Below are 21,849 nucleotides of genomic sequence, written 5' to 3'. Positions count from 1 at the left end.
CGTGCCGTCGTCGGAAGGGCAGCGCTCCCCGTTGCGCATCGCGCTGATCTCGTCATCGTTCGCTCCGCACGTCGGCGGGGTCGAGACGCACGTCGCGCAGGTCGCGATCGAGCTGCACGCGCGGGGGCATGCCGTCGAGGTGTGGACGGTCGACCGCGGCATGTGGTCGTCGCGGTCGTTCCCCGTTCCGGTGCGGTACCTGCCCACTCCGCTGCCCGCGCGCTCGCTCGACGGGCTGTTCCACACGGTCTGGTCGGTGCCGCGGGCCTGGCGTGAATGGCGCCGGACGCACGCACGATTCCGGCCCGATGTGCTGTCGGTGCAGTGTTTCGGACCGAACGGCATCTATGCCTCCGCGCTGCACCGGGTCTTCGCGACGCCGCTGGTGGTCAGCTCCCACGGCGAGACCCTCGGCGATGACAACGGCGTCTATGCGCGCTCCGCGCTGCTGCGTCGGAGTCTGCGCACGGCGGTGGGCCAGGCATCCGCGGTGACCGCCCCGAGCACGTACGTGCTCGATGACCTCAGCGCTCGTTTCGGGCTCGCAGGGGGGACTGTCGTGCCGAACGGCGTCGACCTGTCGATCGGGATCGTGGACCCGGAGCTGCCACGTCAGCGTCTCGTGCTCGCCGTCGGCCGGCTCGGCCGGATGAAGGGCTTCGATCTGCTCATCGAGGCGTTCGCGCGGGCGGAACTCGACGGGGTGCGGCTGGAGATCATCGGCGACGGGCCGGAGCGCGTCCGCCTGCAGCAGCAGATCGTCGCGCTCGGGCTGACCGAGGCCATCACGCTGGTCGGCGAGAAGGACGCGGCGGCGGTCGCGCGACGCATCGGCGACGCGGCGGTCGTCGCGGTGCCGAGCCGGTCCGAGTCGTTCGGGATCGTCGCGCTCGAAGCCTGGAGAGGCGGCTCCGCCCTCGTCATGACGTCACGGGGCGGCGCGGCGGACTTCGTCCGGGACGGCGAGGATGGGCTGCTCGTCGACCCGGAGGACACCGCAGCGCTGGCCGCGGCATTGACGTCGGTGATGACCGACGAGGCGCTGCGTCAGCGGCTCGCTGCACACGGGGCGGTCAGAGTCGGCGAGTACGACTGGTCCCGGGTGGCACTCGCCTACGAGGAGCTGTTCGCCCGGGTGCGTTCGGATGCCGGATCGTGAGATACGAGGGAGCTCTCCGCCGGCGCGGCCGTCAGCTGCGTCGCTTCGCCGAGGCGCTGGCGGAGCCTGGCGCTCGCCGCGACGGCATGATCGTCCCCGCGTTCTGGTGGGACGGGCATCCGAACTTCGGCGACGATCTCACGCCGTGGCTGCTGCCGCACTACGGCTTGGTGCCGCTGTACCGCGAGCCGCGAGCGGCGCGGCTGATCGGAGTGGGGAGCCTGCTCGAGTTCGTGCCGCAGGACTTCACCGGGGCGATCTGGGGCTCAGGGCTCATGAACGATCAGCGGCATCCGCTGCCTGCGGCATCCGTCCTCGCCGTCCGCGGGCCTCTCACCGCGGAGCGCATCGGCCTGTCTTCGGAGCCCGCCTTCGGCGACCCGGGCATCCTCGTCGCCAGACACCTTTCGCATCCGCCGGCGGACGGCCGGATCGCGGTGGTGCCGCACGGACATCACCGTCCGCATGCGCAACTCGATCGTCGAGTTCAGGAAGCCGGCGACGGTGCGCGCGTGGTGAACGTGCATCAGCGGGCTCCGGCGGCGGTGCGCGAGATCGCAGCGAGCCGTGCCGTGATCACGACGTCGTTGCACGGGCTGATCACGGCGGATTCCTACGGCATTCCGGCGGCGTGGACGACGCTGGACCCGCCACTCGGAGGGGGCGACTTCAAGTTCCGCGACTACGAGGCGGCGGTCACCCCCGGGCGCACGCGGTTCCGCCCCTTCGCGGAGGCTGTTTCGCTGGACGAGCTCGCGGCCGAGGCCTGGGCGGCGGATGAGGGCGTCGTCGCGCGACTCTCCGACGGGCTCGAGCGGGCGCTCGCCGAAGCGGCGGCAATGCCGCTCGGTCAGCGCCCTTTTCCCGGGGGCATCCCGGCGGCGCTGCGGGGCGCGTGAAAGAGCCGCACCGCGTCAACGATGCAGTGCGCGTCGCAGGGGACGCGCGAGCGGAAGCGACGCCGCTTCATGCACCAGACGCGACACCGCGTCGCGCGCCTTCTGCACGGCGCCTCGCCGGCGATCGGATGCCCGCCAGTGCCATCCGATCTCCTTCGCGTAGTCGCGGATCTCTCGAGGGTAGGGGCCGTCGGAGGACAGCACGCTCGCGATGAACGCATCGCGTCCGTTGAGGTACGGCTCGATGTCGAACGTCTGCGGGCAGAACTCCTGCAGATGACCCGCCATCTCCAGCGTGAGCATCGCACGCATGCACTTGGAGCAGGCCGAGCAGTTGCGCGTCCGCCGCGGATCGCCGTTCGTGCAGACGTCGAGATAGCGGGACTCCGCACGCCCGATGAGCGACAGGGTCTTCTGCACCCGGGTGAGTCCCGAGTTCGCCGAGCTGACGGTGACGGTGGTCGTCGACAGCAGCGGGACGAGGAACGGATCGAAACGGGCGATCTCGCCGGACGAGTCGATGCGGACGTATGAGAACGGGATCGCCGAGGCGAGGTGCAGGCGGCCGACACCGGCGCTCAGCAGGTGCGGAACCGTGGCGTTGCGCATCGTCACCGACTGGATGAAACCGATCCGCGGGTAGTGCTCGTCGAGATTGCTGTCGACCGTGACGAACGGAAGGCCGAACTCCGCGGCCGCCCGCTCGAGCGGCGCGCGACGCGCGAGCCAGAGGGCGTCGCCTTCGGCGCCGTGCCCGTGGGCGCCCACATTGTTGTTGAGAAGGTGGGTCACGCGCAGCGACACCGGGACGTCGTCTGCCCAGAGGTACTCCGCAAGCGTCGCGAACGAATCCACGCCGCCGGAGAACCCCGTCGACACGCCCGATGCGGGACTCGGCGGTGCGGCGACCTCGTCCGCCGTGACGCGGATCGCGTGCAGTTCCGGATGGATCAGCCGGAGGAGCCGCTGCAGATCGCCGTTCACGCTGTGCAGCAGCGCATCCGTCATCACGCCGCCGATGTGCAGGGCGCGACCCTCCTTCATCGCGGGCATGAGCAGCCCGATCGCGACGTGGTCGGCCCGATCGCCGATGAGGTCGGCGAAGCGTTCCTCCACCGAGAACCACAGCCCCGGTCGACCGCTGACGTCGGCCACCGCGCGCACGCGGTCATCGCGTTCGATACGCGGCGGCGACGTGACGATCGCGTCCATGCGCCCAGTATGACCCTCCGCAGGCGTCTCAGCGCAAGGAGTTCCAGACGCGGGCGTGTGCGAGCGCGCTGCGTTCCCAGGTGAAGCCCGCTGCGTGCTCGCGACCACCGGCCACGAGGGCGCTCAGCGCCGGGTCGCCCGAGGCGGCGTCTAGGAGTCCGGCGGAGATCGCGGCGGCATCCGGCTCGACGAGGAGTGCGTGGCCGGCCGCGACCTCGGGCAGGCTGCTGGTGTTCGCTGCGACCACCGTGACGTTCGCCGCCATCGCCTCGAGCACGGGAAGGCCGAAGCCCTCGTACAGCGAGGGGACGACGACGGCCTGGGCCGAGGCGACCAGTCCCGGCATCTGCGCGTCGGGAAGCCTGCCGAGCAGCCGCACCCCTGGCATGCCCTCGAACAGCGCCGTGCGCTGCGGATGCGGCGGGCCGGCCAGAGCCAGGAGCAGGTCGGGCCGCTCGCGATGGACACGCGGCCACGCCTCGGCGAGCGCGGCGAGGTTCTTGCGCAGGGCGGCGCCCCCTGCGTGCAGCACGTAGGGCCCCTCGAGACCGAGGGCACGGCGCCTTGCGGCATCCAGCGGCTCCGCATCGAAGTAGCGCGCATCCACGCCATTCGGGATGACGTGGGGATCCCGGATGCCGAGCAGGTCGACGGCCTCTGACGCGGTGAACGTCGAGACGCAGATGACCGCGGCGCTTCGCCGCAACTCCTCGGCGGCGGCGCGCACCGGAGCCGACTCGTCGGAGAACCGCCACGCGACGACGTCGTGCAGCGTCGCGACGTCGACGTGCGGCGAGGGCGGCAGCTCGAGGGTCATCCGATGCGAGACGGCATCGCCGGCGTACAGGACCCGTCCGATCGCGCGGCGGGCAGCCGGGGACGCGGCGGCCACGCGGCCGATCGGAAGCCTGCGGTTGCCGGCCAGCGTCGACCGCAACGATCGGAAGGTCAGTGGGCGAAAGGACCACCGCTCGCTCGATACCGATGACAGCGACTCCACGGTTCGACGCGCGATCTGCGATTGATACGCCTGGGCGCCCATCGGCACGTCGGTGGCGATGGTGGCGATCGTGAGGCGCGGCGTGGCCATCAGGTCGCGCCGTTCGTCCGGCCTGTGAGCCTGCAGACGGCATCCGGGAGCAGCTGCGCGGTCATCAGCGTCGCCATCGCGGCCGCAATGACTTCACGAACCGTGCGGCGCGACCGAGCAGACGATTGAGCGCTCCGTAGCGGCGTTCCAGGACGTCGAGGCGCGCGGACTGCCGGGTGTGCTCGTCCGCCAGCTTCCAGTACCGCGCCATGATCTCTTCGACGTGCGCGCCCCAGATCCCGGAGTTCCGCCGGACCACGTCGAGGCTGTGTGTGAGCTTGCCGTCTTCGGTCATCGTGGCGGTCACCTGCGCCGCGTGCCGCCGGTATTCGTAGAGGGGCCGGTGGACGACGCGAGCAGTGCGTCCGCTCGCCAGCAGGCGCACCCAGAACTCCCAGTCCTGGCCGAAGCGGAGTCCGGTCGCGAACCCGCCGAGGGCGACCCAATCGCTCCGGCGGAATGCGGATGCGCCCGGGATCGTGTTCCCGAACAGGATGTCGGCGACGCCGTCAGTGGCCGGCAGCCGATCGACGCCTTCGTACGAGCCGAAGAAGCGCAGATCGGTCGACACGATGCCCACCGATTCGTCGGCGTCGAGCACGGCGGCGACCTCGGCGCACAACGAGGGGAGGATGCGGTCGTCACTGCCCATGGGCATGAGGTAGTCGGTGTCGAGAGCGGCCGCACCGGAATCCAGCGCGACGCTCGTGCCGCGGTTCTCCGGATGCCGCACGACATGCACGCCCCGGTCCGACCACCGGGCGAGTGCGTCCACCGTGCTCGGGTTCGTCGATCCGTCATCGACGACGACGATCGGGCAGGCCACGGTCTGCGCCCGTGCGGAAGCGATGCTCTCATCGAGATACGCACCATCGGTGTTGTACACCGGAATGATGATTCCGATCGTGCCTGTCCCCATGCGTCAGCTCCCCTCAGCAGCCAAAGTCTAGGCCCACGCGCACCGCGGCTCAGTGGTGCCCGTCGATGATCGTCCACGACGGGTCGAGCTGGTAGGCATCGGTGCCCTGCTCGCGGCGAGCGTGGAAGCGGGGCATCACGACTCGGGCATCGGGGTGCAGCACTCCCGCGACATAGCCGCCCCAGTACGAGAAGGTCGAGTTCGTGCCGATCAGCACGCGGGAGCCGCATACCGCGAGGAAGTTGCCCAGAGCGCCGCGGGGCTCGTACACGACCTCGTCGGCGTGGCGCTCCAGCAGGTTCGCCACGTTCTCGCGGCACCATTCGGGGTCGTCGGACACGAGCCGGATGCGCGAGGCCGAGCCGACCGACTCGAGGGCGTCGGCGAGGTAGCCGGCCTGGTCGAATGCGTAGAGGGCACGGAGATGGTCCTGCGCGTAGTAGTCACCGCGGCGGACGTTGACGACGATGGTGTCGCTGTCATCGACCGGGACATGCGGTGCGAGGACGTCGGCGATGAAGGCATCGAGGGCGGGGCGGGTGAACTCCTCGCCGAACTTCTGGTTCCAGTGACGCTCGCCCCACACGCGACGATCGTGGAAGCGCAGCTCGGCCCGGGTGACCGTGAGTTCACGCAGGCCGGGGAAGGCGTCGAACCACTCGTCCATTCCCGGCGCTTCGAGCACCCGCCACGGGTGTCCGGCCGCGGACGACTCGTGCGCGTGCAGCCAGAGATAGAGCCAGTTCCCGAACCGCAGTCCCGCCGGGGGAGTCATCGTGACCGTGCGGTCTCCGCGGCGGAAGCGATCCGCGGTCACAACCCCCAGGCGTCGGGCGCGCCAGGCGAGATGACGCGCGATGCGCGCAACCGGGCGCAGGGATTCGGGCACTCAGCCAGGATAGGACCCGCGTCGAGGGCGGGTGAAGACTATCGACGCAGGGCTGCCCGGATGCGTTCCGCTTCGGGCCCGGATCGCTCGGCCGGCAGCGGCGCCAGTCCGGCCTGCCGGATCGCCGCCCCGGCACCCCAGGCGATACCCAGGACCGAGACACCGAGGCGCTCGATGCGCCGGCGGAGCCCGCCGGCGTCGCGGATGGCGCGCAGGTCGGCGCCGATCCACCGACGCAGAAGCGGTGCGCGAAGCCCGGCGTATCGCGCGAGGAGCACCATGTGGTTCCGACGGCCGTAGAGCTTGTACCGGGTGTCGAAGCGACGACCCTTCACGTGCGGTGCCGGGAGATGGTCGACGACGGCATCCGGCGCGAAGACGGTCCGGCCGCCGATCCGCTTGATCCGCAGGAAGATGTCGGTGTCCTCCCGCATGGCGGTCCCCGGGTAGTCATCGCGGAACCCACCCAGCCGGGCGAGCACCTCCCGGCGGAACGACATGTTGGCGCCGATGCCGTGATCGACGTCGATGATCCCGCTGGGCAGCGACGCGAACCCGGCCGTCAGCGTACCGTCGTCGCGCAGCCGGCCGATCGGGAGGTCGTACGTCTCCTCGCCGGGGAGGAGGTTGCGGGTGCGTCCCGCGACGGCGTCGGGTCGTGGTTCGGAGCCGAAGGCGCCAGTGAGCCCGCTCCGCCATCCGGAGGAGATGACCACATCGTCGTCGAGGAAGGAGATCACGCCGCCGCGCGCGTGCAGCAGGGCCTCATTGCGCGAACGCGTCATCCATCCCGCGAGCCCAGGGCGGTGCAGATACGTGACGGCGGGGAAGGCGGCGACGGCGGCCCGGTCGTCCGCTGTGGCGGAGGCATCCACGACGATGACCTGGACGTCATCGCCGACGTGCTCTGCCAGCGATCGGAGGCATCGCACCATGAAGTCGGAGCGCTCATAGGTGACGATGCACACACTGAGATCCGGGTCGGACATGCGGCTCAGCTTAGTTGTAGGCTCGCCGCTGGAAGGGCTGGAGGTACGGGAGATGGCAGACCGCCGTGTGACGGTGATCGTTCCGACCAACCGGGGTGGTCGCTACCTCGAGGAAGCCGTGGCTTCGGTGCGTGCCCAGACGTCGCCCGTGCACGAGATCCTGCTCGTCGATGACGGCTCACCCGCGCCCGGTCTCTCGGAAGTCGCGGCCCGGATCGGCGTACGGTACGTGCGGCAGGACGCGTCGGGGCTGTCCGTCGCCCGCAATTCCGGGGCGGCGGCGGCGGAGGGCGACTGGATCGCATATCTCGACGACGATGACGTCTGGCATCCGGAGCGGATCGAGCAGCAGCTGCGAGCGCTCGACGCCATGCCCGAAGCCATCGCGGCCTGCACCGGGGGCTGGTACATGGATGCCGACGGGGCGGCGTTCGGCGTCGACTGGGGCGCTCGGCAGGCGACGGCCGTGCAGATGATCGCCTATGAGTCCCTCCCGCCGCGGATCACGACGCTGCTCATCCGGCGAGAGGACTATCTCGCGGTGGGCGGATGCCGCACCGAGATGGAACCGGCTGAGGACAACGACCTGATCCTGCGGCTGCTCCGGAGAGGAGAGTTCGCGGCCGTCGACCGAGCACTGGTCGGTTATCGACGGCACGCGGCGAACGTCACCAGCCGGGGGCTGGCCGGACGCGAGGCGAATCGGCGCGTGCTGCTGGACCTGCTGCGGGACGCACGAAGACACGATGATCACGTGCTGACGGGACTGCTGCGACGGCACCGCAGAGCATTCCGCCACTATGCCGCAGAAGACAACCTCGGCGAGTTCGTCGACGCCCTGCGCCGCCGGGACCGGTCCTACGCCGTTCGCCTCGCCATATGGGGCGCGCGGCGCGCTCCGGCGTCGACGATCGCAGCGGCGGTGGCGCGGCTGGGCCGCCGTATCCGAGGTTCGCACGCCGCCTGAACCATCGCTGACCACCGCATCGCGGTCAGTGGCGCGGGGTCGCGGTCATTCCAGCGATCCGAGTTCGACGAGACGCGCGAACTCGGCATCCTGTGCGCGTACCTCGTCGAAGGTCCCCTCGGCGGCGATGCGTCCCTCGCGCAGATGCACCAGGTGATCGACGGTCCGGATGGTGGAGAGCCGGTGCGCGACGATCACGATCGTCATCCGGCCCCGCAGCTGCTGCAGCGTCTGGGCGATCTCATGCTCGGTCGCGTTGTCCAGCGCACTCGTCGCCTCGTCGAGCACGAGAACACGCGGTCGGCGGTACAGCGCACGGGCGAGCCCCACGCGCTGGCGCTGCCCGCCCGACAGCCGCACGCCGCGGTCTCCCACCATCGTCTCGAAGCCGTCGGGAAGTTCGTCGAGCAACTCGGTGAGCTGGGCCTGCCGCGCCGCCTCGTGCAGTCGGTCGACGTCGATGGCGGCCGCATCCTCGCCGAATGCGATGTTGCGGGTGATCGTCGCGTTGAGGAGGAAGACATCCTGCGGTACGACCCCGATACCCGAATACCACGACGCGAGGTCATCGTCGATCGATCGTCCTCCGCAGCGGATCGCGCCGGACGTCGGAGGCAGCAGGCCGAGCACGAGATCCACCACCGTCGTCTTGCCGGCTCCGCTGCCGCCCGTGAACGCCGTCGTCCGGTTCTCGGCGATCGTGAGGCTCAGGTTCGTGAGCACCGGCTGCTCCGCATCGGGATATGCGAACGTCACGTCGTCGAGCGTGATGTCGCCGACGTACGCGGCGCCGCTCCTGGGTGTCTCGTCGTGGCTGCCCTCGGCCTTCAGCTCGTCGAGGGTCTCGATCATGATCCGCAGTCCGGCCTGGCCGCCGCGCGTCGTCGCGAGGCTCGCACTCACCCGGTTCATCGTCGGCAGGGCGCGCATGGACGCGGCGGCGAAAAGTCCGAGCACGGGAACGACCTGTGCGCCGTCGCCGATGGCGAACAGGATCAGGGCGATCCCGACGATGGCCACGATGAAGGCGATCTCGAGCAGATAGCGCGGCACATCCGAGATGAACCCCATCTCACGGCCGAGGTGCGCTCCCCGCAGGCGGGCCGAGCGGAAAGTGCGCACGAACGTCGATGCGCTGGAGGTGAGTCTCGTCTCGCGGAAGCCGTCGAGGCCCGGCATCAGGGCCTGCCACGCCTCGAGGCTCGTCGCTGCGAGATCCTCGCCGATGCGGAGCTGGCGAGCGCGGAGGATGCGCTGAACACCGAAGACGAGTCCGCCGAACAAGACGACGGCGAAGGCGGTCACGAGAGGTGCGCTGATGGCGAGCACCGCCATGATCGCGAGCAGCATGAGGAAGTCGGTGCACACGTTCACGACGGCCACCAGGACGCTGGCGGCCTGGCTCGTGCAGTCGTTGATGTTGCGATAGACCACGCTCAGGGAGCGCGCGCGATGTGCGGAATACGGAGACAGCACATACCGGTTCATCATCTCGGACGACGCGAGCGCCGCGATACGCGAGGTGCGGCCGAGGAGCCACCAGCGGAAGGCCATGGATCCTGCGCTCTTCACGATGAAGGCCACCGCGACGAATCCGGCGAGCAGCGGGATGAGCGTCGAGAGTTCCGCGGTGCCGACGACGCTGACGACCCACTGCAGGAAATCACCGTCGGGGCTTCCGGAGGTGATCAGCTGCATCAGCGGGATCATCGCGGCGATGCCCGCCATGTCGAGCAGGGCGAGGGTGACGGATGCGGCCACGGTCGAGCCGATCCAGCGGCGCGGATGCGTGTCGGTGAGCAGGAGGAGCCGGCGCAGCTGCGGCAGGAGCCGGGGGCGACGCACGGGATCGGTCATCTTCATCCTCCTGGCCGGTGTCCGCCAGGTGGGTGTTCCCCGCGGAGCGCTCTTACGCTATCATCAGGGTGAAGTCGCTCCGTGTCTGGGGACATGGCGCCTGGGGAAGGGTCCCAGAACGTCAATTGAGCGACCAAAACTGGGGAGTTCAACCATGGTTGACAATGCAGCAAAAACGTCCGAAGGCATCAGCCGTCGCACCGTGACCAAGGCTATGGCCTGGGCGGTTCCGGCTATCGCCATCGCAGCTCCGGTGCCCGCGTTCGCGGCGTCGGGCGAGACGCCGATCATCGATACCGGTGCGGCGTGCAAGGCGCCGGGCAACAGCTGCAACCCGATCGTCAAGGGCTACAGCGTTCCGGCGACCGTCAGCAATCCCGACCAGAACCAGGACGTCTGGATCACCGCGATCTCGATCAACGTGAACACCAGCGGCATCAACTTCGGGCTCAACCCGATCCCGGCACTGCCCTGGTTCATCCCGGCCGGCGGATCGCTCAACGTGAACTTCAACGCGACGAGTCAGAACAGCGCGAATCTCGACTTCGAGCTGGGCTTCCTCGTCACCTGGGGTCACGAGTCCGATGGATCCGACACGGAGCACGAGCAGATCCAGGTCACGGTCACGGTGCCTTCGACTCCGCCGGACTGCTGCAAGCCCTGACCAGCCGAGGCAGCTGATCAAGGCGATCACCCGATCGCCTCGATCACCCGACGCATCTGATCGACGCGCACGCGCCAGTCGGTCCCATCCGCTGCGTCTCCAGGCAGCGGTTCATCGAGCGCGCCGATCACGGCGTCCGCGAACCCTTCCGCGTCCGCGATCCGGATGCGGGCGCCGGACGCGTCACGGAAACCCGCCACGGCGGTCGAGACGACAGGACGCCCTGCCGCCTGGTACTCGTAGAGCTTGATCGGGTCGAGGCTGTCGGTGAAGGCCGTGACCAGATGCGGCACGAGCAGCACATCCGCGTGCTGCAGGTGCGCCGCGACCTGTGAGCGATCGAGCGGGCCGAGGCGCTGCGCGCCCGCTGCGTCGAGGCGAGCATGATCGTGCGGCGTGAGCAGATCAGGACCGGCCAGCACGAGGTGCACGCGGTCGGCGAGCTCCTGAGCCACGCGGATGCAGAGGTCCACGTCGATGCGGTCGGGGTGCAGGGTTCCGAGGTACAGCGCCACGGGAGCGGCCGGAAGATCGGCGGGTCGCTCCGTAGGGCGGCGATAGGCGTCGAGGTCGACGGCGTTCGGGATCAGGTGGATGCCGGTGCGGTCACTGCTCTTGCGACGGACGAGCTCCGGAGAACAGGCGACGACGGCGTCCGCCTGCTCGAGCAGGAGCCGTTCGCCGTCGGCGATGCGCGTGAGCTCGGCCGCCGGGCGCGAAGCGCTGAGCCAGTCGTCGGTGATGTCGTACAGCGTGCGCCATCCCGTCTTCGTCAGCATCCCCGCTGCCGTGGGGTCGTTCACCCAGAGGATCGGCGCGGTGAAACCGAGGGTGGTGGCGGCCCGGCGGATCGCCTCCGCTCGTCGCTCGTCACCGCGGTCATCCCACTTGCGGGGGAGCCATTTGACGGGCCGCATCGTCCACAGCCGGTCCGCCACCCGGCGCACCGGCTGGCCGAACCCGGGACGACGATGACTGCGGACATCGTGCAGCGGGTCGTCGACGGGTTCCACGAACAGCACCCGCAGTTCGGGATCGGCATCGAGGAGCCCCGCGACGAGGTACTGGTTGCGCCGCCAGACGGAATCCCAGCCCTCCAGCGAGAGCACGACGAGGTCGGTCATCCGCTCCTCCTCGCGATCGTGGCGCGGTAGACGGCCTCGGTGCCGGCGGCCTGCTGGGTGAGAGAGAACTCGGTCAGCGCGCGGTCCCGGGCCGCGCGGGCCAGCATTCCCCGGCGACCGGGATCGCCGGCGAAAACGCGTAGCGCGGCGGCAGCATCGGCCACATCGTCCGGCTGGAACATCGCCCGGTCGTCGAGGCCCTCCAGAAGGTCGAGGTGCCCGGCGGCGCCGGCCGCGATCGGTGCGACGGCATGTGCCATCGCTTCCAGGACGGCGAGCCCCAGACCCTCAGCCGGGCAGGGCGCGAGCAGGAGAGATGCCTCTGCGAGCAGGTGCGGCACATCGTCACGGAAGCCGAGCAGCCGCACCGCTTCGACGACCCCGAGGTCCTCGATGAGCGTGGTGAGCTGATCGCGCTCGGGGCCCTCGCCGACCACGTCGAGCCGCCAGCCTTCGGCGGCCAGACCCGATGCCGCGAACGCCTGCACGCCGATGCCGGTGTGCTTCTCGGGCTGCAGCCGCTGCACCATCAGGATGCGCTTCCGGTCGCCGCGGGACACCACCTCTGCGGGCGGGATGCCGGAGTGCACGACGGTGCTCGGCGCGCCGATGGAGCCGGCCACCGCGCGGCTGATCGAGATCTCGGCATCCACCCGTCGTCGGATGATCGCGTCCAGCGGCAGGGGGCCGAAGCGTCCGCGTCGGCTGGCGAAATGGCGGGTGGAAACCAGCGCCGTGTCGCGGCCGAGCAGAGCGATGGCACAGGCTCCGTCGGCGGCTGTCATATGCGAATTCACCACGTCAGCCCGAGTCCGTCGCACGGCGCGGAGCACGTCTCCGGTGCGGGCTGCGGTGACCATGCGGGCGCCGGCCGCCTGCAGGGCGACGGCCATCCGGGCAGGCGCTCCGCCGACGACCGTGACCTCGTGCCCCTGTCCGGCCTGCTCCGACGCGAGGCGCAGCACGAACTGCTCCACGCCCGCGAAGCGATCGGAGGCCACGGCGTGCACGATGCGGAGCGGGGTCACCGTCGTGCCTCGGAGCAGGTGCGGATGCTGCGCATCATCGCGCCTGCCGGAACCGCGCTTCGATGCGCACCGGCCCGAGCCGGTAGATCGCCGCCCGGCGACGCGCCTGAGTGCGCCGCTCGCCCCGTGACAGGGCGGCCCGCATACCCGCGCCGGCCCAGCCGGAGAGGCGCGCCACGGTCCAGCCGGGCGCACCGAAGTGCTTGCGGAAGTAGCGTTCCTGCGATGCGAAGAAGAAGGCCTCGCGACGTCGCGGATCCGAGCTCGTGCCGCCGGCGCGATGCACGGCCGTGGCCGCCGGTACCGCGCGGTGCCGCCAGCCGAGCAGGTGCGCCCGGTACGCCCAGTCCGTCTCTTCGGCGTACAGGAAGAAGCGCTCGTCGAATCCGCCGACCTGCGCGAGCGCCTCGGCACGCAGCAGCAGCACCGAGCCGATCACGAATCCCGGCCCGCCGACGAACCGGCCGAGACCGACGGCATCCTGCAGCGATCGTGAAGGGGTCGGGAACGGCCACTCGACGCGCGCTGCGCGCCCATCGCCATCGACCTGGACCGGCCCCACGCTGGCCAGGTCGGGCGCTGCGTGCAGCGCCCGCTGCAGCGTCTCGATCGCGGCCGGGCTCACCTCGGCGTCCGGGTTCAGCAGGAGCACGTCGGCGTCTGGGCGCTGCCGGTCGGTCAGGGCGAGGTTCACCGCTGCGCCGAAACCGAGATTCGCCCCGGAGTCCCGGTAGCGCACGCCGAGTTCGGCGCACAGTTCTGCGATCTCGGGGAGCGAGGAGTTGTCGACGACGGTGACCGGGAGATCGGCGACAGGAGCGAGTGCTCGGCGCAGCAGGTCGGGAGCGCCGTAGGCCACCACGACGACCTCGACGGGGCGATGCCGAGCGGTCGAGGTGCGAGTCGCTGCCCGGTACAGGTCCTGGTAGGCGGCGGCGACGCTGTCCCAGCTGCATTCGGCGGCGCGAACGCGGCCGGCCGCGACCAGTTCGTCGCGGCGAGCGCCCGCAGCGTCGATCAGAGCTTCGCCCAGCTGCGCGGCCTCTCCGGACGGCACCACGATCCCTGCTCCGCCGACGACGTCCGGGAGGGCGCCGGCGTCGCTGGAGACGACCGGGACGCGCAGTGCCATCGCCTCGACGGCGACGCGCCCGAACTGCTCGGTCCAGCGCGGGGTGGCACGGGACGGCACGGCGAGCACGTCTATCGAGCGATAGAAGCCGTCGACGGCATCCGGATCCAGGGCACCGACCAGCTCGACGCGGTCGGCGACGCCGCGCGCCGACGCCCAGGCAGGGAGATCCGCTTCGAGCGGCCCTGATCCGCCGATCCGCGCACGCAGCCGCGGCTGCAGGGCGAGCGCATCGAGAAGAGTGGCGAAACCCTTCTCCGGCACGAGGCGCCCCAGCATCCCGACGACCACCGGACCGCCGTCCGCCGGGGCGGTCCCGCGCTCGGCGATCGCGCTGCTCACCTCGACGCCGAGCGGGATCACGCGCGCCCTGCCGGCGAAGCCCTTCGCCTCGACGATCCGGGCTGCCTCGGCGTTGCAGGCCGATATACCCGCAGCCGAGCGCAGCGCCCAGCGCTCCAGCCAGCGGAACGGCACCGGATACGTCTTGTGCAGGTTCTGGGCGGTGTACAGCACGATCGGGGCGCGGTTGCGGCGCAGCATCCGCAGCACCAGCACCTCAGCCGTGCTGAGCGCGAACGGCTCCTCGTGGATGTCGATGACGTCCCACTCCTCGCCGAGTGCACGCCAGAGCGGACGGGGGTCGTACAGGAACAGTGCCGGATGCGTGCCGAACGTGCGCGCCGAGGAGGTCATCTCGTCGGGCGCGGCGTCCAGGTCCACCCAGGTGCCTCCTGCGTGCCAGCGACGCGCGGTGATCAGGGAGACGTCGTCGCCACGCGCGCGGAGTGCCTGCTCGCGCCCCCGCCATGCGGCGATCGCGGCGCTGTGCGAAATCCTCAGCACTCGCACGAGGCCTCCCCAAGATATGCTCTGTGAGCAACCATAACCGTCCACCGGTGCGCAGGGGAGCGCACGGACGGCATGCAGTTTTCTGGGGGAAGGGGAGCTGTGGACGGCATCGGATACGACGCGGATCGTCCCCGCGTCGTGCACCTGGATCACACCACCGTGCGCGGCGGTGCGGAGCTCGCTCTCGTGCGTCTGCTGTCGGCCGATCCCGCCTGGACTCCCGCGGTGCTCGTACCGGCGATCGATGAGGTCGACGTGTTCGCTTCGCTGGCGCCGACAGTCGTCCGCCGCACCTGCGGCGTGCGCCAGGAGGCCGGGGGCAGCGACGCCTCGCCCGTGCGTCTGGCCGGCCTCGCGCTCCGCCTGCTCGCGCAGGCCGTGCTCACCCGTACGCATCCGCTGGTCCGCACCGCCGACGTCGTGGCGGCGAACAGCACCCGCGCTGCCGCCTATGCCGCGATCGCGCTGGGGCTCTCGCGCACGCCGCTGGTGGTGCACCTGCGCGACATGATCGACCAGGAGAGCCTGGGGACGTTCGGGTACCGGTTGATGACGCGTCTCGTGCTGCCCCGGGCCGACGCCGTCATCGGCAACTCGAAGGCGACCCTCGCCGGGGCGCTGCCGTTCCTGCGCGCGGATGCCGTGCCCGTCGTCATCCCGAGCGCATCCGGGCTGATGCTCTCCGGCGGGCGAACGCCGCGATCCGGTCCGCTGCGGATCGGGATGCTGGCGCGGATCGATCCGTGGAAGGGTCAGGCCGAGCTGCTGGAGGCATTCGCGGACGCGTTCGGCGGTGGAAATGAAGAACTGGAGCTCGCCGGAGGAGCACCCTTCGAGCACGAGGCATTCGCCGAACGGCTGCGCGGGCGCGCGGCGGCGCTCGGCCTGGCGGACCGTGTGCATCTGCTCGGCCACGTCGACGACACCCACGCGCTGCTGGGGCGCTGGGACATCGCCGTGCAGTACTCCACTCGCGCGGAGCCGATGGGGCAGAACGTGCTCCAGTATCTCGCCGCCGGCGTCGCCGCCGTCGTCGCCGATGAGGGCGGCCCCGCGGAATGGGTCACAGACCGCGTGAACGGGCGCCGCGTCGCCCCTCGCGATGTCCGGGAGCTGACGCGCGCGCTGCGAGAGCTCGGCGGGGATGATCAGGAAAGGCAGCGGCTCGCCGAGGCAGCCGGGCGGACACCCGGGCTGCTCGAAGACGCCGCTGTCGCCGCCGCGCACGCCGAGGTGTTCCGTGAGGTGCTGCATCGCCGTGAGCAGCACGCGCGTCGCCGCCCCGTGCAGGGACGTGCGGGAATAGGCTGACGCCGTGGACTCGCTGGACACGACTCCGATCTCTCTCGACGTGCGGCTGGAGTTCAGCCGAGCGGCCGTCGAGGTGATCGCGCGCCGGGCCCGCATCCGCCTGCTGCACATCAAGGGCGGGACCCTCGACGGCGCGCTGCGCCCGGGGAAGCGCAGCGGCACGGATGTCGACGTGCTGGTGGATCCGCGCCGTGTGCCTGAGCTGCACGCCCGGATGACCGAGAACGGGTGGAGGGTGTACAGCTCCTTCCTCGACGGGTCGCCTTTCGGGCACGCGCAGACCTACCATCACCGGGAGTGGGGCTACCTCGACCTGCATCGCAGGTTTCCCGGTGTCGGCATCGCCGATCAGGACGCCTTCGAGGTGCTGTGGCAAGGGCGCGGATGCCATTTCGCTGCGGGGGTGGAGTGCTCGGTGTCGTCGGTGGATGCGCAGGCCGTGCTCTTCGTTCTCAACGCCGCGCGCGACCTCGACATGCTCGGCGCCGAGGCCAGGGAACTGTGGGCGCGGCAGGCCGACGACGAGCGCGTACGCCGCTCCCGGCTGGTGCGGCGGCTGCGCGCAGAGGTGGCCTTCGCCGCCGCCCTCGGCGATCTCGAGCGCTACCGGCGTCGACGCGAGTACCTGCTCTGGAAGACCGTGTCGCAGGGCGGCAGCAGGACGGCCGAATGGTGGGGGCGGATCAAGGCGGCGCCGACCGTGAGTGCGGCGCTGGGGACGGTCGCACGAGCACCACGCGTCAATCGGGCGGTGCTCGCCCACGAGCTCGGCCATGAGCCCCGGACGCGCGACGTCATCGTCGCCTTCCGGCGACGGATCGGCACGGCGCTCCGCGAATCTTTCGGCCGAGGGGAGCGGAAGCGGTGACCCGCTTCGTGCAGGGCGTCGACGTCGGTGTCGTCGACGACGGAGTGCGGGTGTTCGCGGCTGTGCTCCCCGAAGGCCCCATCATGGTGCTCGCCGGAATGGCCGCAGCGGTGTGGCGAGCGGCGCTCGGCTCGGACCTCCGGACGCTCGCAGAGCAGCTGGTCGACGACGGCCTGTGCGACGAGGACGACGCGGCGGCGGAGGCCGCCCTGTTCGCACGGACGCTGGTGGACGCCGGCCTCCTGCGGGAAGAAGAGGAAACCTGATGACGTCACTGCTCGCAGCGGCCCCCCTGATCCTGGCCGGCGTGCTGATCGCGAGCGGAGTCGCGAAGCTGTTCCGCCCCGAGGATGCATCGGCATGGGAGGAGCTCGGCGTCCCGGCCGTTCTGCGACAGCGGTGGCTGGTCAGATCGCACCCGTGGGGAGAGATCCTGCTCGCGCTGGCGCTGCTCGTCTTCGGCGGCGTTCTCGGCCTTCTGGCCGCCACAGTCGCCGTCCTGCTGTTCGGCGCCTACCTGGTCCTCGTCTGGCGGCGCCGGATGGAGTCGGCCGACGCCTCATGCAACTGCTTCGGCGCGCGCCAGCCGATCACCTGGCTGACGATCGTGCGCAACGGATGGTTCCTGCTGCTGGCGATTCTCTCGGCCGCAGTGAGCTGGACGACGCCGTTGCTCGGCGGCCCGGCCGCCGCGCTGGCCGGCGACAGGGGATGGGTGCTGGCGCTCGCGGCATCCGCCGTCACCGTTGCCTTGATCCTCTGGCACCCGGCCTCGGTCGCGGCACCCGAAGCCGGGGTACCCGTGGTCGGGGGCTCGGCGCACGTCATCGAGGCCGAGCCGGGGGAGTACATCCGAACCCGCACTCCCGCCGTCCCGGTGCAGTTCGCCGACGGCCGCACCGTCAACCTCCGCCAACTCGCGGCACGCGGCCCGATGCTCCTGCTCGCGGTGAAGGAGGGGTGCAGCTCGTGCACGCCGGTGATCGCGGCCGTTCCGCGCTGGCGCGCGCTGCTCCCGCAAGTGAGCGTGCGCTTCCTGCTCTGGCCCGCGCCCGAGAACAGCACGCTCACCGAGACGGCCGAGCCCCAGTCGCTGCACGACCCGCACATGTACGTGCAGGGGTCGATCGCCGATTGGGCGACACCGGCCGCCGTGCTCATCGGCGCCGACGGCTACCTCGCCGGCGGGCCGGTATCCGGTTTCGACGCGATCGACACCATGGTGGACGACATCTACGAGAGCCTGCACGGGGAGCGTCCCGCCCGGAACGCGTGAGAGATCAGCCGCAGCCTTCGCTCGTCAGCGTCTCGCCGACCGGTCGCACCATCGGCGTGTGGCGGATGTCGAGCGGCCCGTATTCGCCGGGGGCGCCGGCGAACGTGGCGACGACGGTGTGGGTCTGACCGGGCTCGTTGAGCACGGGGACTTTGACGGCCCCGCGGCCGAGGTGCTGAACCCCTCCGACACCGGCCGGCTGACCGTCGACCGTGATCCCGGTGAATGTGGATCCGACGGGCCCGTAGAAGACGAGGTCGGTGGCGACATGGCCCTTCGGGAAGTAGCGACCGGGCGCGATGTGGCGAGGGAGATCCGGTGCCTGCTCCGGTGTCACCGTGTTCGTCAGGGTCGCCGTCGTCGTGAAGACGGGGCTGTCCGGCGTCGTGCACTGCGTCGAGACGGCGGCGATGTCGAGCTGCATGTAGTAGTCGAGCTTGCTCTGCGTGAAGTCGTTCACGTAGACGCCGAGCAGCGTGGTGTCGTCGTTCGTGCTCGGGAGGCGACCCGACATCTTCGTCTCGCCGATGAGTTTCGCCTCGGCCTCGTTCGCCGGTGAGTAGAGCAGGCGGTCCTCGTCCACGGCGAGAGTGAGGCTGTCGAGCAGCGCCTTCGGCGGCGCGCTGCCGGAGGTGACCGCGTCGAAGACCGATTTGGCCGCCGCGGCGAAGAACGCGTCCTGCAGGTAGCCCTCGGGGAACATCCAGTACGCCTCGTTGAGGAGCAGGGGCACGGCGTTCTCCGCGGTGAGGGTGATCGGCTCCTGGATGACGTCGATCGTCTCACCGTTGACTTCTGCAGTTGCCGCGGGGATGACCGTGGGCCCGGTCGCCTGGAGCAGGTAACTCAGACCGACGGGGTCGAACGACAGCACGGCGTCGACCGGAGTGCCGAACTGCTCGGCCCAGTACGCGCGGACGACGGCGACCGTCTCGCTGAAGTCGGGACTGAGCGTGGCATCCGAGATCCAGCGACCCATCTTGTCGCCGTACAGAGCTTCGGTCTCGGGATTGAGCGGGATGATCGGCTCGGGGCGGTTGTTCTTGAAGTCCGTGCTCGATGCCTGCTGGGTGATGCTGATGCGTCCCTGGTCGGCCGTCACCATCACGAGGGCGGCCGGATTGCCGCCGGTGCCGCGGGCCTCGGCGTTGTTCTGGAAGATCATCAGGTAGTTCCGCGGGCCTTCGGCGCCGAGCGCGGTCGGCAGGATGCCGATGATGTCCTTGGCGGGTCCGAGCATCGGCTCCATCTCGTCGACGGCTCCGGTCAGCTTCGCGAGCGCGTCGTCGACCTGATCGATCAGCCCGTCCCGGTTGATCGAATCGAGGTCCGAGGCTGCCTTGGTGACGGCATCCGACGCCTGCGCCACCGTGGTCTGCATGCCGGTCACCGCCGCGAGGTCGATGGCGCCGTTCACGGGCTTCAGGGCGTCGATGCTCAGAGATGAGGCAGGGGTCAGCGCGTTGGTCACCAGGTCATCGGTGACGGCGGCAGCGGTACGCACGGCGTACAGGTTCGGGCCGACCACGGGCAGCCACTCGAGGTTCTTCCACAGCTGGCCTCCGGTCTGGGCGCGCGCATCGGCCGTCAGCCCGGCGAGCTGGGCGGTGGTGGCCTTGGCGCCCTCGGAGTCCCCGGCCAGGATCTGGTCCTTGGCTGTCGTCGCCAGTGGCATGGCCTGCTCGAGGGAGCCCTTGGCGGCCATCGCCCGATCGTAGATGCGCTCGCCGACCATCCAGGCCGCGATCCCCGCGGCGATGAGCACGAGCAGGATACCGACCGGGACCCAAAGACGGAAGCTGCGAAGCAGAGGTCGGCGCGGTCGGTCGGCGCGGCTGGCGCGCTCGGCTCTGGTGGTCATGCCCTCAATCGTAGGAGTACCCGCCGAGTGGTTCATGTGAGGTCAGTACGCGCCGTGTCTCCGCAGCACCGCACGCACTGTGCGCCAGATGATCACCAGGTCGCTCGTCAGCGACCAGTTCTCGACGTAGTAGAGGTCGAGGCGGATGCTGTCTTCCCAGGAGAGATCCGATCGTCCGCTGACCTGCCACAGCCCCGTGATGCCCGGCTTGACGAGCAGTCGGCGCTGCACCCACTTCTCGTACGTGTCGACCTCACTCATCAGCGGCGGTCGCGGACCCACCAGAGACATGTCGCCGCGCAGCACGTTCACCAGTTGCGGCAGTTCGTCCAGACTGTATCGGCGCAGGATCCTGCCGAGCCGGGTCACGCGCGGATCGTCCCGCAACTTGAAGAGGATGCCGTTGCCCTCTGAGAGGCCGCGCAGCTCGGGCAGACGCGCCTCGGCGTCGACCACCATCGTGCGGAACTTCAGCATCGTGAACTGGCGGCCCTCGAGCCCGACCCGGCGCTGCCGGAACAGCACCGGCCCCCCATCCTGGCGCACCATCACGGTCAACGCGAGAAAGACCGGACTCAGCACGACGAGCGCGAGCGCCGCGACGATGACGTCGAAGGCGCGCTTGGTCGCATACCGGGAGCCCGTGAACGCCGGATAGTCGACGTGGATCAGAGACAGGCCGGCGACCGGTCGGGCGTGGATGCGCGGGCCGGCGACGTCGGTCAGCGCGGCGGCGACGATGAGACCCACGTTCCGCGATTGCAGATCCCAGCCGAACTGGCGCAGCTGCGCGGGCGTGATCAGATCGGAGCCGCTGTAGACCACGGCGTCCGCCCCGTCCAGATCGATGCCGCCGATCGCGTCGTCGAGGCTGCCGACGACCGGGATGCCAGGGAGCAGGGAGCCCGTTCCCCGCTCGGTCAGGGCGCCGGTGATGACCATTCCGGCCCCGCCGTCGCGCTGCATCTCGCGCGCGATGTGCATCGACTTCGCGTGCTCGCCGACGAGGACGACTCGGGACAGGCAACGGCCCTCGGAGCGCTGAGCGTCCAGCCACCGCCGCCACGCCCAGCGGCTGCCCACGAGCACCGCGAGCCCGGCAGGCAGCGCGAGCAGCAGGTAGCCGCGCGCCACGTCGATGTGCAGGAGGAAGGAGAGGATCGCGAGGACGCCGAAGACGCGGATGCTGGCGTCGGCGACACGACGGAACTCCTGCCAGCCGCTCCCGACGACCTGGGCATCGCGAGTGCCGTAGAGCCGCAGCCCGAGCACCCAGGTGATGACGAAGATCGCCGAGACGGAGGTGTAGGCGATGTCGAAGCCCGCTCCGGTGACGCCCGGGATGTACAGATCGGCGTTGCTCTGGCCGAAGCGCAGAAGTTGAGCGCCGAACACCGCCCCGATGATGATCACGGTGTCCGTGATCAGGAGGCGTCGCGCATACGAGCGCTGCCATCGCGCCGGCCTGTCCGCGTCGATCGCCAGTCGCGCCGCGGTCTGCGTCGCAGCCGACCGTACGGCCGCGGCGGCTCGTTCGTTTCTCCTCCCCTGTCGCGGTGACAGAGCGAGATCCCCAAGTACAGCCACAATCCCTCCCCAGAGAATGTGTGCGCCCCAAACAGCTCCTCCCCGCCCCAGCGGAGAGTGAAGACATCGCTGCCCCAGCAAACGATGCTCTTTCCTCCGTCAAGCTGACGAAGGCCCAGAGCCGCAGTCTAACCGCGAGAATCGGTTTCCGATACCCTGCAGGGC

At 70.1% G+C, this 21,849-nt stretch carries 19 protein-coding genes; 8 read left to right on the top strand and 11 right to left on the bottom strand.

All coding sequences use genetic code 11. The annotated features are described in order from the left end of the window. Position 1 precedes the first annotated feature (1 nt). Positions 2 to 1,159: a glycosyltransferase family 4 protein gene (locus CUR96_RS16160; RefSeq protein ID WP_180969075.1), complete on the top strand. Its 1,158-nt coding sequence runs from the start codon at positions 2 to 4 to the stop codon at positions 1,157 to 1,159. Next, positions 1,156 to 2,058, top strand: coding sequence for a polysaccharide pyruvyl transferase family protein (locus CUR96_RS16155; protein WP_102194354.1), 903 nt, complete (start codon positions 1,156 to 1,158; stop codon positions 2,056 to 2,058). Before CUR96_RS16160 ends, CUR96_RS16155 begins: the two co-directional genes overlap by 4 nt. Before the next feature lie 15 nt (positions 2,059 to 2,073). On the opposite strand, the gene CUR96_RS16150 is transcribed toward CUR96_RS16155, so the two are convergent. The 5 genes from CUR96_RS16150 to CUR96_RS16130 form a co-directional block, all read right to left on the bottom strand. Further along, positions 2,074 to 3,270 carry a hypothetical protein gene (locus CUR96_RS16150; protein WP_102194353.1) on the bottom strand — a complete coding sequence of 399 codons (1,197 nt, stop codon included), beginning with the start codon at positions 3,268 to 3,270 and terminating at the stop codon, positions 2,074 to 2,076. Between the two features lie 28 nt (positions 3,271 to 3,298). Next, complete coding sequence (locus CUR96_RS16145) at positions 3,299 to 4,360, bottom strand: glycosyltransferase family 4 protein (RefSeq protein WP_102194352.1); 1,062 nt, start codon at positions 4,358 to 4,360, stop codon at positions 3,299 to 3,301. Between the two features lie 64 nt (positions 4,361 to 4,424). Continuing rightward, a complete protein-coding gene (locus CUR96_RS16140; protein ID WP_102194351.1) occupies positions 4,425 to 5,279 on the bottom strand; it encodes a glycosyltransferase in 855 nt (284 codons plus the stop codon). 49 nt (positions 5,280 to 5,328) lie between these two features. Beyond that, complete coding sequence (locus CUR96_RS16135; RefSeq protein WP_146008168.1) at positions 5,329 to 6,168, bottom strand: alpha-1,2-fucosyltransferase; 840 nt, start codon at positions 6,166 to 6,168, stop codon at positions 5,329 to 5,331. Positions 6,169 to 6,206: 38 nt separating this feature from the next. Next, positions 6,207 to 7,157 (bottom strand): glycosyltransferase family 2 protein, encoded by a 951-nt coding sequence (locus CUR96_RS16130; protein ID WP_102194349.1) that lies wholly within the window; start codon positions 7,155 to 7,157, stop codon positions 6,207 to 6,209. Positions 7,158 to 7,209: 52 nt separating this feature from the next. Between CUR96_RS16130 and CUR96_RS16125 the strand changes: the two genes are divergently transcribed. Further along, positions 7,210 to 8,124, top strand: coding sequence for a glycosyltransferase family 2 protein (locus tag CUR96_RS16125; RefSeq protein WP_180969074.1), 915 nt, complete (start codon positions 7,210 to 7,212; stop codon positions 8,122 to 8,124). A 45-nt stretch (positions 8,125 to 8,169) separates the two neighbouring features. Here CUR96_RS16125 and CUR96_RS16120 read toward each other — a convergent pair whose 3' ends face one another. After that, a complete protein-coding gene (locus CUR96_RS16120; protein ID WP_180969073.1) occupies positions 8,170 to 9,981 on the bottom strand; it encodes an ABC transporter ATP-binding protein in 1,812 nt (603 codons plus the stop codon). Between the two features lie 154 nt (positions 9,982 to 10,135). Between CUR96_RS16120 and CUR96_RS18815 the strand changes: the two genes are divergently transcribed. Then, positions 10,136 to 10,645, top strand: a complete 510-nt coding sequence (locus tag CUR96_RS18815) for a hypothetical protein (protein ID WP_245861387.1) — start codon at positions 10,136 to 10,138, stop codon at positions 10,643 to 10,645. Positions 10,646 to 10,671: 26 nt separating this feature from the next. On the opposite strand, the gene CUR96_RS16110 is transcribed toward CUR96_RS18815, so the two are convergent. The 3 genes from CUR96_RS16110 to CUR96_RS16100 are packed head-to-tail and all read right to left on the bottom strand — an operon-like array spanning position 10,672 to position 14,781. Beyond that, the gene (locus CUR96_RS16110) at positions 10,672 to 11,769 is read right to left on the bottom strand and encodes a glycosyltransferase (protein ID WP_102194346.1); all 1,098 of its coding nucleotides are present in this window, start codon (positions 11,767 to 11,769) and stop codon (positions 10,672 to 10,674) included. Further along, the gene (locus CUR96_RS16105) at positions 11,766 to 12,797 is read right to left on the bottom strand and encodes a glycosyltransferase (RefSeq protein WP_180969072.1); all 1,032 of its coding nucleotides are present in this window, start codon (positions 12,795 to 12,797) and stop codon (positions 11,766 to 11,768) included. Before CUR96_RS16105 ends, CUR96_RS16110 begins: the two co-directional genes overlap by 4 nt. Before the next feature lie 34 nt (positions 12,798 to 12,831). Continuing rightward, positions 12,832 to 14,781 carry a glycosyltransferase gene (locus CUR96_RS16100; RefSeq protein WP_245861384.1) on the bottom strand — a complete coding sequence of 650 codons (1,950 nt, stop codon included), beginning with the start codon at positions 14,779 to 14,781 and terminating at the stop codon, positions 12,832 to 12,834. Positions 14,782 to 14,880: 99 nt separating this feature from the next. Between CUR96_RS16100 and CUR96_RS16095 the strand changes: the two genes are divergently transcribed. The 4 genes from CUR96_RS16095 to CUR96_RS16080 are packed head-to-tail and all read left to right on the top strand — an operon-like array spanning position 14,881 to position 18,236. Beyond that, positions 14,881 to 16,092, top strand: coding sequence for a glycosyltransferase family 4 protein (locus CUR96_RS16095; protein ID WP_180969071.1), 1,212 nt, complete (start codon positions 14,881 to 14,883; stop codon positions 16,090 to 16,092). A gap of 4 nt (positions 16,093 to 16,096) precedes the next feature. Then, positions 16,097 to 16,960 (top strand): nucleotidyltransferase family protein, encoded by an 864-nt coding sequence (locus CUR96_RS16090; RefSeq protein WP_102194343.1) that lies wholly within the window; start codon positions 16,097 to 16,099, stop codon positions 16,958 to 16,960. After that, positions 16,957 to 17,226, top strand: a complete 270-nt coding sequence (locus tag CUR96_RS16085; RefSeq protein ID WP_102194342.1) for a PqqD family peptide modification chaperone — start codon at positions 16,957 to 16,959, stop codon at positions 17,224 to 17,226. The genes CUR96_RS16090 and CUR96_RS16085 overlap by 4 nt, the downstream gene beginning before the upstream one ends. Then, positions 17,226 to 18,236: a MauE/DoxX family redox-associated membrane protein gene (locus tag CUR96_RS16080; protein WP_102194341.1), complete on the top strand. Its 1,011-nt coding sequence runs from the start codon at positions 17,226 to 17,228 to the stop codon at positions 18,234 to 18,236. Before CUR96_RS16085 ends, CUR96_RS16080 begins: the two co-directional genes overlap by 1 nt. A gap of 4 nt (positions 18,237 to 18,240) precedes the next feature. Here CUR96_RS16080 and CUR96_RS16075 read toward each other — a convergent pair whose 3' ends face one another. Further along, positions 18,241 to 20,097 (bottom strand): DUF4012 domain-containing protein, encoded by a 1,857-nt coding sequence (locus tag CUR96_RS16075; protein WP_180969070.1) that lies wholly within the window; start codon positions 20,095 to 20,097, stop codon positions 18,241 to 18,243. Between the two features lie 42 nt (positions 20,098 to 20,139). Beyond that, positions 20,140 to 21,510, bottom strand: coding sequence for a sugar transferase (locus tag CUR96_RS16070; protein ID WP_245861382.1), 1,371 nt, complete (start codon positions 21,508 to 21,510; stop codon positions 20,140 to 20,142). Positions 21,511 to 21,849 lie beyond the last annotated feature (339 nt).

Origin of the sequence: Microbacterium aurantiacum, assembly GCF_002872075.1 — a bacterium.
Taxonomy (GTDB): domain Bacteria; phylum Actinomycetota; class Actinomycetes; order Actinomycetales; family Microbacteriaceae; genus Microbacterium; species Microbacterium aurantiacum_A.
This window is presented reverse-complemented; position numbering and strand designations above follow the sequence as displayed.

What these genes read in the sequence shown, in the direction of transcription:
- CUR96_RS16150 (WP_102194353.1), bottom strand. Translation starts at nt 3,270, where the DNA reads ATGGACGCGATCGTCACGTCGCCGCCGCGTATCGAACGCGATGACCGC.
- CUR96_RS16145 (WP_102194352.1), bottom strand. Translation starts at nt 4,360, where the DNA reads ATGGCCACGCCGCGCCTCACGATCGCCACCATCGCCACCGACGTGCCG.
- CUR96_RS16140 (WP_102194351.1), bottom strand. Translation starts at nt 5,279, where the DNA reads ATGGGGACAGGCACGATCGGAATCATCATTCCGGTGTACAACACCGAT.
- CUR96_RS16130 (WP_102194349.1), bottom strand. Translation starts at nt 7,157, where the DNA reads ATGTCCGACCCGGATCTCAGTGTGTGCATCGTCACCTATGAGCGCTCC.
- CUR96_RS16125 (WP_180969074.1), top strand. Translation starts at nt 7,210, where the DNA reads ATGGCAGACCGCCGTGTGACGGTGATCGTTCCGACCAACCGGGGTGGT.
- CUR96_RS16120 (WP_180969073.1), bottom strand. Translation starts at nt 9,981, where the DNA reads ATGACCGATCCCGTGCGTCGCCCCCGGCTCCTGCCGCAGCTGCGCCGG.
- CUR96_RS18815 (WP_245861387.1), top strand. Translation starts at nt 10,136, where the DNA reads ATGGTTGACAATGCAGCAAAAACGTCCGAAGGCATCAGCCGTCGCACC.
- CUR96_RS16110 (WP_102194346.1), bottom strand. Translation starts at nt 11,769, where the DNA reads ATGACCGACCTCGTCGTGCTCTCGCTGGAGGGCTGGGATTCCGTCTGG.
- CUR96_RS16080 (WP_102194341.1), top strand. Translation starts at nt 17,226, where the DNA reads ATGACGTCACTGCTCGCAGCGGCCCCCCTGATCCTGGCCGGCGTGCTG.
- CUR96_RS16075 (WP_180969070.1), bottom strand. Translation starts at nt 20,097, where the DNA reads ATGACCACCAGAGCCGAGCGCGCCAGCCGCGCCGACCGACCGCGCCGA.